General features: G+C 57.0%; 19 protein-coding genes. 13 read left to right on the top strand and 6 right to left on the bottom strand.

Translation table 11 applies throughout. The features are described from left to right. Positions 1-2: 2 nt before the first annotated feature. From AC13Q5_RS32950 to AC13Q5_RS32970, 5 genes are read right to left on the bottom strand one after another with little or no spacing between them, the layout of a single operon-like run. Complete coding sequence (locus AC13Q5_RS32950; protein WP_488504590.1) at positions 3-674, bottom strand: hypothetical protein; 672 nt, start codon at positions 672-674, stop codon at positions 3-5. Next, complete coding sequence (locus AC13Q5_RS32955; protein ID WP_488504593.1) at positions 671-3,106, bottom strand: VirB4 family type IV secretion/conjugal transfer ATPase; 2,436 nt, start codon at positions 3,104-3,106, stop codon at positions 671-673. Before AC13Q5_RS32955 ends, AC13Q5_RS32950 begins: the two co-directional genes overlap by 4 nt. A gap of 11 nt (positions 3,107-3,117) precedes the next feature. After that, on the bottom strand, positions 3,118-3,414 hold the full coding sequence (locus tag AC13Q5_RS32960) for a VirB3 family type IV secretion system protein (RefSeq protein ID WP_488504596.1): 297 nt from the start codon (positions 3,412-3,414) through the stop codon (positions 3,118-3,120). After that, entirely contained in the window at positions 3,414-3,767 is a 354-nt protein-coding gene (locus AC13Q5_RS32965) for a TrbC/VirB2 family protein (protein ID WP_488504599.1), read from the bottom strand. The genes AC13Q5_RS32960 and AC13Q5_RS32965 overlap by 1 nt, the downstream gene beginning before the upstream one ends. A gap of 18 nt (positions 3,768-3,785) precedes the next feature. Next, entirely contained in the window at positions 3,786-4,343 is a 558-nt protein-coding gene (locus AC13Q5_RS32970) for a lytic transglycosylase domain-containing protein (RefSeq protein ID WP_488504601.1), read from the bottom strand. On the opposite strand from AC13Q5_RS32970, the gene AC13Q5_RS32975 reads away from it, so the two are divergent. The 9 genes from AC13Q5_RS32975 to AC13Q5_RS33015 all read left to right on the top strand — a co-directional run bounded on the left by AC13Q5_RS32975 (position 4,344) and on the right by AC13Q5_RS33015 (position 9,033). After that, entirely contained in the window at positions 4,344-4,574 is a 231-nt protein-coding gene (locus AC13Q5_RS32975) for a hypothetical protein (protein WP_488504603.1), read from the top strand. Between the two features lie 41 nt (positions 4,575-4,615). Then, positions 4,616-5,125, top strand: coding sequence for a hypothetical protein (locus AC13Q5_RS32980; RefSeq protein WP_488504605.1), 510 nt, complete (start codon positions 4,616-4,618; stop codon positions 5,123-5,125). A 40-nt stretch (positions 5,126-5,165) separates the two neighbouring features. Continuing rightward, the gene (locus AC13Q5_RS32985) at positions 5,166-5,597 is read left to right on the top strand and encodes a hypothetical protein (RefSeq protein ID WP_488504607.1); all 432 of its coding nucleotides are present in this window, start codon (positions 5,166-5,168) and stop codon (positions 5,595-5,597) included. 8 nt (positions 5,598-5,605) lie between these two features. Further along, the gene (locus tag AC13Q5_RS32990; protein ID WP_488504609.1) at positions 5,606-6,055 is read left to right on the top strand and encodes a hypothetical protein; all 450 of its coding nucleotides are present in this window, start codon (positions 5,606-5,608) and stop codon (positions 6,053-6,055) included. Next, entirely contained in the window at positions 6,052-6,738 is a 687-nt protein-coding gene (locus tag AC13Q5_RS32995; protein ID WP_488504611.1) for an acyltransferase, read from the top strand. Before AC13Q5_RS32990 ends, AC13Q5_RS32995 begins: the two co-directional genes overlap by 4 nt. Further along, on the top strand, positions 6,735-7,358 hold the full coding sequence (locus AC13Q5_RS33000) for a thermonuclease family protein (RefSeq protein ID WP_488504614.1): 624 nt from the start codon (positions 6,735-6,737) through the stop codon (positions 7,356-7,358). Before AC13Q5_RS32995 ends, AC13Q5_RS33000 begins: the two co-directional genes overlap by 4 nt. A gap of 34 nt (positions 7,359-7,392) precedes the next feature. Next, a complete protein-coding gene (locus tag AC13Q5_RS33005) occupies positions 7,393-7,728 on the top strand; it encodes a DUF736 family protein (protein ID WP_488504616.1) in 336 nt (111 codons plus the stop codon). 5 nt (positions 7,729-7,733) lie between these two features. Next, a complete protein-coding gene (locus AC13Q5_RS33010; protein ID WP_488504618.1) occupies positions 7,734-8,210 on the top strand; it encodes a thermonuclease family protein in 477 nt (158 codons plus the stop codon). 223 nt (positions 8,211-8,433) lie between these two features. After that, positions 8,434-9,033, top strand: coding sequence for a hypothetical protein (locus AC13Q5_RS33015; RefSeq protein WP_488504620.1), 600 nt, complete (start codon positions 8,434-8,436; stop codon positions 9,031-9,033). On the opposite strand, the gene AC13Q5_RS33020 is transcribed toward AC13Q5_RS33015, so the two are convergent. Then, a complete protein-coding gene (locus tag AC13Q5_RS33020) occupies positions 8,969-9,559 on the bottom strand; it encodes a hypothetical protein (RefSeq protein WP_488504621.1) in 591 nt (196 codons plus the stop codon). The genes AC13Q5_RS33015 and AC13Q5_RS33020 overlap by 65 nt on opposite strands. Before the next feature lie 136 nt (positions 9,560-9,695). Here AC13Q5_RS33020 and AC13Q5_RS33025 point away from each other — a divergent pair, with 136 nt between their 5' ends. From AC13Q5_RS33025 to repB, 4 genes are all read left to right on the top strand, one after another. After that, positions 9,696-11,309: an RcgA family putative transporter gene (locus AC13Q5_RS33025; protein ID WP_488504623.1), complete on the top strand. Its 1,614-nt coding sequence runs from the start codon at positions 9,696-9,698 to the stop codon at positions 11,307-11,309. Further along, on the top strand, positions 11,299-12,321 hold the full coding sequence (locus AC13Q5_RS33030) for an RcgR family putative quorum lactone hydrolase (protein WP_488504625.1): 1,023 nt from the start codon (positions 11,299-11,301) through the stop codon (positions 12,319-12,321). The genes AC13Q5_RS33025 and AC13Q5_RS33030 overlap by 11 nt, the downstream gene beginning before the upstream one ends. A gap of 272 nt (positions 12,322-12,593) precedes the next feature. Then, positions 12,594-13,772 (top strand): plasmid partitioning protein RepA, encoded by a 1,179-nt coding sequence (gene repA, locus AC13Q5_RS33035; RefSeq protein ID WP_488504715.1) that lies wholly within the window; start codon positions 12,594-12,596, stop codon positions 13,770-13,772. A 65-nt stretch (positions 13,773-13,837) separates the two neighbouring features. Beyond that, entirely contained in the window at positions 13,838-14,824 is a 987-nt protein-coding gene (repB, locus tag AC13Q5_RS33040; RefSeq protein ID WP_488504628.1) for a plasmid partitioning protein RepB, read from the top strand. Positions 14,825-14,927 lie beyond the last annotated feature (103 nt).

Here is a 14,927-nt window from a genome sequence, read left to right on the forward strand (position 1 = left end):
CGTCAGTTGCCTCCGCTTGACTTGTTGTCATTGACGAAGGACGCCTTCCCCGGATCGTAGGTCATGACCCTGGTGGCGGCACTTTCGGCGGCCGCCGCATCGATCAGGTGCTGGTTGCGCATTTGAACCGTCGTATTGACCGCGCCGATCGCCTGATTCCATATCTGCGCCCCTGAGAGTCGGACCGCCGAGTTCTGATCCATAGCGCCCTGCAGAGAATTTGCCGTGCCGATCTTCTGTTGCTGTTCGGTGAGCGTCGTGTTGTTCGCCTTGATGGCCGCTGCGACCGCCGCAAGCGCATTGACGACTTGCCCGGTATTCTTCGTCTTCAGTGCCGCCACCCCCTGCCCCACAGCCAACAGGATCGCCAGATCATTGTTGCCGATCGTCGTTCCGGAGAGTGGGGAACCGGACACGCTGGCGCCGTTCACCTGCCCCACGCCGGCCAGATCGCCTTGGGTCGAAACGCTGGTCGTCACCCCGCGCGAAGGTGCGACCGCCGACTGCTTGTAGGTCCGCGCCCGCTGCATGCAGGCCGCGATGTTCGTCTCCTTGGTCGTGCGCGCGGCATCATTGACCGGAACCTCGGCCTGCGCCGGTAATGCGATCGAGATGCCGGCTACAAGCGTCAGGCTGACCAGTCCGGATCGGTTCCACATCGATATTTCGCTCATGGGTGCTCCCCGGCAGGACCTGCCGGCTCCTGTTGCCAACCGCAGAAATACGGAAGCCATAGTTCCGGCGCGTCGCCGTAACGCTGGCGCAACCGCTCGCACTCGGCGACCGTTTCCGCGCGGCCAGACAAAACCTTGACGAACTCGGGCATATCAGACAGATCGAGCCGGGCGATCACGCTGTCATGGTCATGCTTGACGAGAAACTGACGTGATGTCGACGAAGTGGTCTTGACCCATTCGAACTGGACCTCAGAGAGGCCAAATCCACGCACATAGCTGTCGTGATCCGCCTTGGGATTGGGAAAGAAGATGTTCGTCGGGCTTTGCTCCAGCAACGTATGGGCAATGCGTGAGGTGGTGATATCGCGGGCCGACTGCGTGCCGATCCCGACAATGCCGTTCTTCTTGCGGATCGTCTTGAGCTGGTCGTTGATGAAGGCGCCGGCCTTGTCGTCACCGAGCAGCTTCCAGCCCTCGTCGACAAAGAGCATCATTGGCCTGACACCATCGAGCATCTGGCCAATGCGAAAGAAGATGTATCCAAGTGCTGCTGTCCGGATCTCCGACTCATCGAGCACGGCGGTAAGGTCGAAGCCGAACACACCGCGCTCTCTATCCCAGAGATCTACGGGATTGTCGAACAGCCAGCCGCGCGTGTCGCGCCAGGCTTCGAAACGGGAGGCAAGATCGTCGCGTCCGGAAACTTCCCCGCCGCGCAGCAAATGGACGATGTCGGAAAACAGCCGCTCACGTATAGGGACGTTGAAGATCTGCTCGACAGCACGGGCAAGGATCTTCTCCTGTTCGGGAGAAAGTTTTTCCGATTCATCCTTCGGCCGGACGATATAGCTCAGCAAATCATAGACGAAGGCTCTGTTCTCAGGGGTATCTTCGAGCTGCAGCGGATTAAATCCCGTCGGAGTTCCCGGCTGTAGGACCTCATATTGTCCACCACAGGCGCGGATAAAAATCTCTCCACCACGGTCCTTGTCGAAGAAGGCGCAGCGCGGCTGCGGTCGCGTCCGCATAGCTTGTGCCAACAGGAACAGGAGGCCAACCGTTTTGCCCGAGCCCGTCGGGCCGGTCACGATGAAGTTGCCGACCTCGCCTTTGTGGAAGTTGAAGAAGTAGGGGGTCATCGAGGTCGACTGCAGCAGCGAGATGGCTGGCCTCCAGTGGTTGCCGCTGGGCTTTCCGAGAGCGAAATTATGGAAGGACGCCAGGCCGCAGAAGTTTCGCGACGAGATCAGCGCGCGCCTGGCGATATAGGCGAAGTTTCCAGGGAGCTGGGCGAAGAATGCCGGTTCGGCATTCAGATCCTCACGCACGACAACCATGCCGGCGTGCTGCAGCTCCTTGGTGATCGCCTGGGCGCTGGCTTCGGTTTCTTTAATGGAGTTGCCGAGCGCCATGACCGAGAGGTGATGATACCCCATGACTGAGCGGCCATTGACCAACTCGTCGCGTGCAATCGAGATCGCACTTTCGAGGCTAGTCCCGCGCTCGTCAGACACGCTGATCTGCCGTTGGATGCGATCCATCTCCGACAGGACCGGAGCGCGGTCGGCGAGCGAAAAACTTTGCGACACGATGAATTCGCCGGGAATCTTGAGGAGACCATCGATCATGCCGGTTGCGGTATAGGGCGGGTATTCGCGGATCGACAGCATCGCGCCGAAACGGGTCTCGTTGTCGCTGCCACCGCGCAGTTCCAGGAGCCGCCGGCCGAAGGTGATGCGCCGGGTCGGCAGGTATTCGTCGAGTGGCATGCGAGGTAGCAGCATGTTCATCGGCTGGCCGCCATTCAAAAGCATCCCTAAGAACTCCAGCAGTTCTGAAGACACACTATGCCGGCGAAGCACCGCCTTCAGGACTCGAGCGCCGTAGGCTTCCAATCCCTTGACGATATTGGCGACGTGCTGGCTGAGCTCCTGGCGAGCCTCGTGATCAAGCGCTTGTTCGGAAACGCCAGCCACTTTCCGGAAGTGAGCGAGCAGGGTATCGGCAAGGCCTACCCTCCCCTGGAACCCCCTTCGGATCACCGTCAGATAGAGTTCGTTCGTATACATGCGGCTGTCGGCAAGACCATGCATGTAGCGGTCGTTCAGATCCCTGCAGAAGGGAATGTCGAACTCTCCGGCGATATCGGGGGGAATACGGCGTCTGACAATATGGGAGTAAACGGCAAAGCGGCTGTCGGCGAGTGCGCGGATCAAGGTGTTGCGTGCCGTCGCCTCGACATCTATGATTTCCTGATCGGCGGTCTGATGGCAGAAGCCATCAAGCTTGATGACCGACAGCAACATGCCATCCTTGGTCCGCAGCGTGTCTTCGTCGATGTGCCTGAGATAGGGAATGTGCGCCGAGATCGCCTTTTCCCGACCGATCTCCGCCCCAAATCGAAGGTCCTTGCGAACCGCCCTGTCCATGGAAAGCTCCGCTATGGGTTATAGGAATTGCCGCCCCAGAAGTGGCGGTTCTTCGTCCAGGGGCATTTGGCAATCCGCACCCGAACGACGTTCGGCAGGTGCGGATCGCGCACCGTTATGACGTAGGACAGCGCATGCAACGGCAGGAACAGCAGGAACATTGCGAGGTTCTTCGTGTTGAGGAACGTCATGACGACGATCATCATCTCGCCGACGAAGAGACCGATCGGAACGCCCCAGAATAGTCTCGGCCGTGTCAGACCGAGAACCAGGGGCGCCACCTCTGCCTTTGCCTGTCCCTCGCTCATCAGCCGCCCAATCCGGACGACATGGATTGCACCAGCTGGGCGCCACCGAAGATGAAGGCAATGCCAACGATGATGGAGAAGCACCAGCTCCAGGGGATGCGGCTGGTCAGCGCCATATAGCCGACGGCAGCACAAGCGATCGTTGCCGCCGTCGTGGCAAAGGTTCCGGTCATGAAATTGAGGAGTGTCGTGAAGACCGAATTGATTGGCTGGAAAATATCGCCGGCTGCATAGGCGAGATCGGCATTGCCGACGGCGACAACAGCGGCAATGCCGGCCATGGCAACGGTATTGGTACTGATCGATCGTGAGGGGATCACGGATCGAACGAGATCAATAAGCTTTGCCTTCATTGGGGGCTCCTGTTCTGGCTACTGCACGTAAAGGACCGAGCCGCCGATCCAGTCGTTCTGGCGGGCCTTGTCCGGTGTCTGATTGATGGGAATTGGCTTGTCGGAGGCCGATGCTGCCGGGACGGCTGCTGCGAGCAGGTCGACGCCGGTGGCTTCATTGGTTTCGGTTGCTGCGTTTAATTTTGCCGCTTTGCCTCGGGTGGAAATCGCATTGTCAAAGCCGTAATAGGCATTGGCAACACGAGCAGTGTAGGAGACGGTTTCGCCGATCGAAGGGATGCCACGGGCGCTGATAACGCGGCTCTCGCCGGCATTATAGGCGGCAACGACCAGCATGATATTGCCACTAAACGCAGCCATTAAATCCTTGAGATAGCTGACACCGCCGCGGATGTTCTCACCTGCGTCACAAATATCGGCCACGCCATATCGGACCGCAGTCGCCGGCATCAGTTGCATCGGGCCGCGAGCGCCGGCCTTCGAATTGACACGGGCGCCAAAGCCGGATTCTTCGCCCGTGACAGCCAGCGCAAGCTTGGCGTCGGCCTGCTGGCGGACGGCTTCGTCGATAATCATTTGTTTGATCTGGCCGGCTGGTATCGCACCATCCACGCAGAGCGCCGCGGTTGGAGCGATCTCTTCGCCGACGGCCGAATGGCAGAAGACGAGACTCAGGGCCGCGACCGCAAGCAGGTGCCTTACTCGCTGACTATGTCGCATCTGCGAATTGCCCATGTCCATTGCGTGCTCGCCCTTGAATGCCCTGATTTGGCTGATCAAACTGGCTTGATTATTTTATATAACTGAATATCCTGTCAATAGGATAAATGACACGGAGTTGAAATCACATGAGCCTGCATCGATCGGCTTGCGCCTCAGTCGGCTCAATCGGGCTCCGTGCTGTGCTCGCCACCGCAGTCCTGACGGCTGTGCTGCCGCCAGCTCTGGCTCGTGCCGATGATGCTCCATGGGGCTGTCAGGTGCTGCTTTGTGCAGCCTCGCAGAATCCAAGCTGGCGCGGAGTTCCCTATTGTGTACCGCCAATGACGAAGCTGATTGCCGCAATGAAACTGCCGGGTTTCACGTGGCCTATTTGTCCGGGAGCCGGCACCGGTGCGCCCGGTTACCAGCAGTATGATGATTGCCCGGCCGGCTACACCCCGGCCGAGGACACGTCCGGCCACGGCGGCGGCACGCAATCGTCCTGCGTCAAACGCGCGGCAAGCGACGGCGGGCATGGCAGTACCGGCGAAGCGATCGATCGCATCCAGCGCCCCCTGAAGAAAGACCCGTACTACTTCGACATCACCGGCTCGAGCGGGGAAAAGTCGAGGTTCTGGTTCGATCTGCAGCTTTGACCCGATGGCTTACGGATTCTCGAAAAGGAGACATAGGATCATGGAGCATGACGATCCACGGTTATTTGTGGCGTTCGACCCGATGAAGCTGGTGCTTTCCGTCGTCGTCGGCCTTCTCCTTGTCGACGCCCTGCTCGGCTTTGCGCTTTCGGTTCAGCTCAAGGCAGTGCTCGCTCACCCTTTGCAGAACATCGGATATACCGCCTTCGTCCTGACTCTCTACGCAATCGTTATGGTGCTGAACCTTTGCGTCCTCTGTGCGGTCGCGATCGGTGCCCTCTCCGTCATCTTTCGCGCGATCCGCTTCGTGCTTGGCGTTTCCATCGTTTTGCTCAAGCAGCCAGTCCGGCTTGTCATCAACGGCTATTTCCTGATCGCCGCGATGTTGGCGCCGGTGCGCAAAGCGGTGACCATGTCCGCCAGCGCATACCGTTTCATTTCCCGGCAAAGTAGCCGTCACATCGAACGATAGGCCTTTCCATGAAACCGACGATCTATGCCCTCATCGCGGCAACCTTCTTCGCGGCCCTCGGCAGTGTCCCTGCGGTTGCTCAACAGGGTTATAAGCTGACACCGGTGCTCGCTCACAAAAACGTCAGCCACGATCCTGAGGGCTTGTGGGACGACTCCGATCTCCAGACATTCGGCGCCCCGCCCCGGCTTCCGAGTATCTATATCGCCCGTACCACGACACCAAAGGGAGAATGGATCCTTTCGCAGCTGGATAGCGCCTGCACCATGCAGGGCGACTGCCAATTCGTCCTGGCGCTGAAGAAGCCAGGCGGCCCAGCGAAAATTGTCGCTTCCGGAAATGGCTTGCTTGGCCATCCGGTCACGCTCTCATTGAACTATGCCAAGATCTTTACGGAAGAAATCAACGACAGCGTCCAGGCGTTTACCGGTTCCTATGACGTTAAGGACGCCAAATGACCACAACTGCTCTTTCTGCCCGATCGATCAACCGTCCCCTCCCCGTCTGGTGGCCTAACGTTAGAGATCTTTATGCACAGTGCGGCATCGCACTTGGGATGCTGGCGACACTTGCCTTCGCCGGCGAAAGCGCCGTCAGCCTGCTGAACGCCGGAATGCCCGCCGGCTGTGCCGAATATGCGTCCAACGTCAGCCACAGCGAAGGCAATTTCGACAGCATTTCTCCCGTCGTCAATGGCACCCGCTGTTACGGCGCGTTCCAGTTCTGTGACAGCGGCACGCTTCAGCAGTATTGGAGCGGCAGCCGCGCCGATTTCCTGGCGAGCCCCTCGGCTCAGGTTGTCGCCTGGCAGCGATATGAAGGGGATCAATGGGCGGCGGCGCAGAGAAGCGGCCTGACCAATCTCGTCGGCCAGCAGGTTTGCTATCAGGGCACCTGCGCGACCATCTCGCAATCGTCAATCTTGAAGGCATGTCAGTTTGGTTGCGCTGGCAAGACGTCAAAACTCTATAATCTTGCTCAGGCGGGTCTCGACTGCAATGCCCCTGGCACGCGCGACGGGGCCGGCACGAGTGTGTGCTCCTATATGATCTCGGGCGCTGGCTATAATGTCGGCTGCATTACCAACTCCAACGATGGTATCGATTGCAGCCCGGTTGCTGCGGACAGGGCACCGCAATGACTGTCGGTACGCGGACCACAAACATACCTGGCATCATCATTGCCACCATCTCGATCTTCGGCTTGTTGACGCTGGCAGTCCCCTCGTTCGCGCAGCCGGAACAACCGGCTTCCCGCACGTTTGCGGTGCCCGCGACCGGTCTGACGTTCTTGACGGGCGATAGCTGGCAGCAATCCGGACAGACCATGCGGCTCTATGGGGTTCAGGCCTGCCTGCGCGGCAGCACTTATACGGATAAATCCGGCCAAAAGCAGGATTGTGGGGCGGTGTCGCTTGCGATGCTTGCCGCTATCATCCGCGATACCAAGCCGACATGTGCCCCGGTCGTGCAGCTATCCGCCCGCCCTTCGTCATCGACATCGCCTTCGCAATCACCCGAGGGATCGACGATCCTGGTCATCTGCTCCGCCCATGTCGGCGGTCATGTCCTGGATCTCGGAACGATCCTGATTACGCAAGGATTTGCGTTCGCAGCTCTCACAAGTTCTGGAACGCCCGTCTATCCGGCTTACGCCGCCGAGGAATCGATCGCACAGACGTCGCGCGTCGGCTTGTGGGCGTTTCCCGACATGCCACATCCGAACCGGACACTTTTGTCTCAATCAACCGGCGCCAGATAGGCGCCTTGTCACGCTCAAACTGAAGGAGAGTTTCATGCCAACCAAGACAGCGGAGCTGACCAACTACATCCAGTTCATCGAAGACGGCGCCCGCCTCAAAGGCAATATTGCCTCGATCGCCTATGATGTCGACGTTTCCGGCGAACGCTATGCAAGCGCGAATCCGAAGGCGCCGGCCTATCGTCTGTTTGCCAAAAGTCCCAGGGGCAAGGCTGTGGAGATCGGCGGCATTTGGAAGAAGCAGAACCGGGAGAACGCCGACTACTATACGCTTTCCGTCAATACCGGTTATGGCAAGCTCAACGCCAATCTCGGCCGCTACCCCGGCCAGGACGATGAAGACCTCATGGCCATCATTCCCTGGGATTGATCAATATGCTCGCTATCTCAGCTCGTCTTGGCCTTGCCGCCCTGCTCTGCATCACACCGCTTGCCGCGGCAAGCGCGAAACCCAGGGTAGTGCGTGCGACCTTTGGCATCGAGGTCGTCTCACGAAGCGTCAACGCGACGTTCTGTGAGAACAGCGCTTGCGAGCCCGTCTCCTTGCGCATTCTGACCGGCGACAGCTTCACCATGCACCGATGGGGCGACCATCGCGAGCCCGTTCGCATCGCCAACATCGATGCCCCCCTCACCCAAGCGAACTGTATCGGTGAGCGATCAAGCGCGCAGCGGGCGGTCGATCGGCTTGCCCAGTATTTCAATCGGGCAACCTTCACGATGGCCCGCCTTCATACCGATCAGTCCGGAACGATCGCATTCGTTTCGATCAACAATCGGGACCTCGGCCACATGCTTTCGCGCGATCGCGTCGTCCGGCCGTGGGAGCCGAGGCACCGCTCGTGGTGCTAGTCGGTTGAGGCGAGCGGTACACCGGGACATCGGCTGTTCGATGGATCGATTGCATATTTAGCGCTATAACGGATTGTCATGACCCTTTGCGAAATCTCCGGCTTGGCAAGAGAAGTAAATCTCGCCTAATAAGTCGATAGTGCCATTATGGAAGGGAACGCCGGGTCATGGCAGTGGTCAACAGCCGCGATGCCGCCGCAACCGAACTGTCTGTGATTTGAAAATGACCTCAGAAGATCCGAAAGAGCCGAGACGCTGGTGGGAACGCGAACATGACGCGAACCTCACCGAAACGCGCATTTTCATGTCGACCGAACAGTATGAAAAAATCGCTCGAGTCGCGACGGATCTGGAAGAGCGCATCCCCATTTTGCTCGGAAAACTCATCGCCGATTACTTCGACGCTGTCGAAAGCGGGCAATTGCAGATGACACTGCCCTCCCCCCCGTCCCGAGAGCCACCCGAGAAAACCAAGCTGTCGGAACTTTGTGATCTTGTTTTATGGTCTCGCTTCCCTGGCGAAACCGGTGCGCACCGCTTCCGTCAGATTGCGCTGCTGACGACGCTCGCTCACGAACACGAACTCGGCAAAAAGCCGACGGCGTCGAGTATCGCGCGCATGGTCGACTCTCATTCATCCCAGATCGATCTGATGGCGAAGCTCCTGGAAAAGCGCGGTGTGATTGAGCGCGTTCATACGCCATCGATCCGCCCAGGCGTATTTGGAAAGGTGCTCTACATCAACCCTGATGCCGCCATCAACCTAAAGAAGGCTCACCTTCTGGAGACGAACTCGCCCCTTGAGGTGAAAGAATCCGAATAGCCTGCAGCAAGTTCTCCATCGCGGTTTTGTTCGGCAACCGGCCTGCTTCGTAGGACTTCTCAACAGCATTCGTTACGGTTTCCAGATCGGCTTCGCGGATTTTGGCTCTGTCGCTCGCGAACGCGTGAAACATTAACCTGCCGAGTGCCTTCAATGTTTCCCCTTCCCCCTCAAGTAGGGAAATCAAGGACAATAGTTTTTTCTCGTCAGCGCGATCGATTTGCCGCAACGCGGATTGTGCTGCATCCGGGTTCGAAACGCTTACAAGATCATGGTCGCTTCGCCACGTCCCTTTCTCGATCCTGATCGCATAGCCCCAGGCGTTGACGCCTGAACGCTTCACCTGCTCGACTTCATTGATCGCCCCAGCGATCTGCTTGCCTTCCATGAAGCATTGAGCCGCATACTCGGCAAACGTCGCATAATCCCCCTGCTCACGTGCAAACTCGTCCAGCAAGAAACCCATATGGCTCAGATGGCTGCGGCCGCCATAGTGGATCTCCCCTTGAATTGAATCGATGATCATTGGCCTCTCACCTCAAAAGCTATCCGATGCCCGATTTGCTATATTCCAACGGCCCGGCGCTATCATTGATTGAGTCTAAAGGCTCGATAGGATAAGAAACGTAACGAAACCATACGAAACCAAAGTCGGTAAGCCTTTGATACGAAATGGAAAATTTTTTCTCCCGCCGCCGAAAGACGGGAGCGATTTCAAAGAACTATTCAAGCGATTGGCTGCGGCCGGAGCGGGCCGGCCCTTGAGCCACGACGGTTTCCCCGCAGGACCGTGGACGCCCGAGCTTCTGGCAGAAGCGATCTCGCAGATTGATTCGAACCGGGCTGGGGTGGATCTCAGAACAGTACAGCTGTGGTTTCAGGAGAACGACAAAGGGATCAGCACAGCGAACATCCGTTGGCTGGCAAGGATTTTTGGATGCGACGATCCGGTTGCAACCAGTGAATGGCAGATGGAGCTCGGCGAGGCGCAATCCCGGTTCACGGCAAAGAGACGCAAAGCGAAGAACGGGAGAAGCGGCGGCGCCAGTGCGACCGCGGCTTTGAAGATGCCATCGACCGCTATCGTCGGCAATGCAAAAGCGGCGTCGGTCGAATTGGCGCGAGAGATCGATATTATGCCGGAACGGCGTCACGGCTTGGCACTGAGATCGGAAGCGCTCTTTAGCCGTGGGTCTCCCTTGAATTTGCCGGCATCCGTATTTGCGGGTGCCTCGGCGCTTGGATTTCTGTCGTACATTGTCGGGATCCACAGCGCTACCTATGGCCGATCGGATGGCGTTGTTAAACAGGTTGGGTTTCTCTGGGCGCCGAATTGGACATTCCTTTTCATGGTGCTGCTGCCACTCTTTTTCTGGCTCGTGACGGAGTTACTTGTCTTTTGGAGAGGTGAAGGGCGGCTGCGGCTGTTGGGACAGGCCGGCAGGAAAGAGAGCGACGATGATTGGCAGCAGACTGTCGCAGCGTCTTCCTACTCATATTGGGCGGTTTTTCTGATTTGCGTCTTGTTCGCCGGTCTGTTCCAGTGGATCGGCGTGTGTTTGATCCCCCTGCTGAAGGGTGGCGGTAGCGACGCGACGAGTTGGGGCTCGATCGCCCTTGTTCGGCCGGAGCTTATTTCGGTGCAAATGTCTATCGTCTTCACGGCTCTCGCCTATCTCTATATGTGCCTCTGCTTCTATGTATTTTTCGCAGGCCTCATTTTGCTTCACACGATGGTGCATGATCTCTGGAGAATTGAACAAATATCGAAAATCCGCCCGGAAATGGTCTATCGAGACGACCTTAGCGAACCCGCCCTCAGGCTGATGCGCGGCATTTTTCGGTGCACGGTTTTGGGTATCCTGATTGCCATCTGCATGAAAGCCCAGAGTTCGTACCTGACATCGGATCGAGAGAACATCATGGCTTGGCTTGTCGGTGATATGTCCGCTGTCTTCCATCACCACCAAGAGGCCGGCAGCAAGTTCAATTATAGAATGCCGACCCACTATAGCAGCCTCTTAGTTGCTGTTTCGACGTGCGTTGTTTTTCTGTACGGCTCAATCCGTTTGGGTAGCAGGAGCCGATTTCAAGTGCCCTTGTGGAAGATGTCAGGCGTTGTGGTGCTGCTTTTTGCCAGTTACTTGCTCATCGATGCGTTTGCGGGGTTTTCGATCCTTCTGAGCATTGGGGTGCTCCTTGGGATATACGGGCTTTGCGATCCAGGGTTCGGGCAGCGTCAAATAAGTGAGATAGGAAATCCGCGTGTATCATAGTTGGTTGGATCGTTGGGATGAGCGGCGCGCGCAGCGTGGCGAACAAGGGAAAGAAAGAACGACCTTCGTTCTCGACGCCGACCGCGCCTTTCCAGGCGCCAAGGCGACAACAAACCTCGAGGAGTTTTGCGCTCTTGCGGGTCAGGCCGCCGCGGATCCAACCTTCTTCGATGAGCCGAATCTGAGCGATCAAGGTTTTCAAAGGCAAGGTGAGTGGCTCAAATTTCCATCGGACATGCACACCGACGTTGAAGAGAACAACGTCGTCTGGGCGAAAATCACGGAAAGCGGGTCCCTAGATCGGGCGATGGTGATTTTTCACCATTGGAATGCGAGCTCCCGAAATCGCCAGATTGCCAAGTTTTTCTCGAAGCGTGGCATCACCGTTGTTGAGATGGCCATGCCCTATCACTTCGAGCGCAGCCGCCCAGGTGCCGCGCACGCGGACGATATGTTGAGCGCCAATCTCGGTCGAACGATCCAATCCGTAAGGCAGGCAGTATGGGATGGCAGAAAGCTAATACGTTGGTTGAAGAGCGAAGGTTACCAGGAGATTTCGGTTTTAGGTATGAGCTTGGGCTCATGGGTCGCCGGGTTGATTGCTGCTCACGACGCGAATGTCTCGAAGGCCTCGTTATTTCTGACAGCGGGAAGTCTCGCTGATATGGTCTGGACCGGGCGCGCCACACGAGCAATACGTGAAAGCCTTGAGCCTGAGATAAAGCTGGCTGATCTCCGCAGGGCTTGGGCTCCACTCAACCTGGAAAATTCTGTGAAAAATCTCGCACGACGGGATCTCGCTCGTCATATCCTTCTTGCGAGGAGAGACAAAGTGGTCCTTCCAGAGCTATCGACGAGGTTCATGCAAACGCTGAGTGCCGCCGGGGCAAGGGCGAACATTCTCGAATTAAACTGTGGTCACTATTCGCTCGGTATTCCGCCCTATATTTTGTGGGCCGGGTGGAGCCTCAAGCAGTTTCTGTCGAGGGTCGACAAAGTGGAGCGGGCGTAGCCGCGGCTTAACGGGTCAGAATCATGAAGATCAACACCCTCTGCAATTCACGCGGAATCCAGATGTTTTGACCGCCACCGATCTCTGGTGGGAACCCCTCCCCTCTCTTCCCAAGCGATTGAGAATCAGGCTCTGCTCAGGAAACTGGGCGTTAACCTTTCGTTTACCCTCTTTTTCTTGCCATGAAGACGGAATCGGAGCATTGTCCCGATAATTGGTGAGGTTTCACGGAAATATCGTGACTGATGGTGGGTTCCAAAATGAGCGTGAAAATGGCCACTTCTGAAAAAGTGCCGGGTTTTGCCGACATCATCCTTGAACAGGGTGGTGACATTTCGTCGAAGCTCGACATGTTGAGGCAGGAAAAATTCCCGCCGAACGCCCAGAAGAGCTTGCGTCAGTTTTCGTTGGCGGAGGTCGCCGACTTCGTGGGGGTCTCTCAGTCCTATTTGAAGAAGCTCCATCTGCAGGGCAAGGGTGTCGAGCCTGCTACGACGACTTCGACTGGACGGCGGTATTACACCGCAGATCAAATGAATGACCTACGCACCCTCCTCGACCGTGTGCCGCACCGAAAAGAGAACGAACGCCTACAGGTGATCGCCGTCGTAAATTTTAAGGGCGGTTCCGGAAAGACGACAACGTCTGCCCACCTTTCGCAGTATCTGGCATTGAGTGGCTACCGCGTCCTGGCAGTCGATCTTGACCCGCAGGCTTCCTTGACGGCACTCTATGGCATTCAGCCAGAGCTTGACGACAAGGCGTCGTTCTACGAAGCACTACGTTACGACGGCCAGCGTAAGTCCATCACCGAAATTATCCAGCCAACGAATTTTCCCAACTTGGACGTCGTCCCAGCGAATCTGGAGCTGCAGGAATACGAATACGAGACGCCCATTGCCATGCAACGGAAAGATTCCAACGCTGGCAAGCTGTTCTATACCCGGATCGGAGACGCGCTTGCTGAGGTCGACGATCGCTATGATGTCGTCGTAGTCGATTGCCCTCCTCAGCTCGGCTATCTCACGTTGACAGCGTTGACGGCAGCCACATCGGTTTTGATTACCGTCCATCCTCAGATGCTCGACATTATGTCGATGAGTCAATTTCTCTTGATGCTCGGCAACATTCTAAAGAGCGTCGAAGCCGTAGGTGTGAATGTTTCCCTCGACTGGTTCCGATATCTCGTGACGAGATACGAGCCGACGGACATTCCACAGCAGCAGATGGTTGGCTTCATGCAGAGCATGTTTGCGGCGCAGATGATGCGAAATCAGATGGTAAAATCGACGGCGATTTCCGACGCTGGCTTGACCAAGCAAACGCTCTATGAAGTCGAGCGCTCACAATTCACGCCCTCGACCTATGACCGCGCCCGAGAATCGATGGATGCGGTGAACGCCGAGGTGATCGACCTCCTACACAAAGCATGGAGGCGCAGACATGCGTAAGCAGAATTGTCAGCCGTACAAACGGCATTTTTATCCAATGAAATCAATAAAGGTGAGTTTCTGCGATGGCTAGAAGGGACGTTTTCGCAAATCTCACGTCGCCTAAAGGCGACGATCAGGAGAGGAAGCCCGCGCCCACCTACGCGGCTAAAGGTGCGTCCCGATCCATGATCAGTTCTCTGAACGAGCTGGCTGAAAAGGCCGCCCTCGCTGATCAGAGTTTTGCGGGCGAACAGGTTCTCGAACTGGACACGTCCGACCTCGAAGGCTCCTTTGTTTCTGATCGCATGGGCGAGGACGACGACGCCTATTTGGAACTGGTGGAAGCTATTCGCGAGCGCGGGCAAGATTCGCCAATTCTGGTGCGCCCTCACCCATCCCAAGTTGGTCGATACCAGATCGTTTTCGGACACCGCCGCGTTCGGGCTGCAAAAGATCTGGGCCGCAAGGTTCGAGCAGTCGTCAAGGAAATCTCCGACGCGGATCATGTGATCGCGCAAGGGCAAGAAAATTCCGCCCGGCAGAACCTGTCATTCATCGAGCGGTCCATGTTTGCTCAACGCTTGCTCGATCTCGGCTACGACAAGCCAACAATCCAGTCCGCTCTGGCAACTGACGCTCCGATGCTGACGCGTATGTTGTCGGTATCAGGCCGGGTGCCTGAAGCTGTTGCCAAAAAGATCGGTCCCGCGAAATCCATTGGTCGAGATAGATGGATCGATTTCGCGCAAAAGATCGAGAAGCCATCGACGAAAAAGCTTGTCCTTAAGCTCATCGATGCGGAGAGTTTCGGTGCTCTCGATTCTGACGCTCGCTTTGAGTTCCTGATTGGCGAGATCAGGAAAGCCGACCAGCTGCCCAAGGAAGCGCCGGATAAAGGCGAATGGCGGGCTGGCGATGCTTCCGTCAAAGCAGAGTTCAAAGGCAGCAACAAGAGTTATTCAATCGCCCTCAGGTTAGAACAGGCCGCCGAATTCGGCCGTTTCATCACCGACAATTTAGGGCGATTGCACCAAGAGTTTCTGTCATCAACCAAATCTGAGGAAAGGTAGACAGCAAAAGAAAAAGGCCCCCAAACGGTCGCCCGTGGAAGCCTCTCTCGTATTCTGTAGCAAGATCGAGAATCGCATTTCCACGAATCACAGTCAAGAGTCT

The sequence above is a fragment of the Martinezella sp. CNPSo 3964 genome (assembly GCF_057784375.1).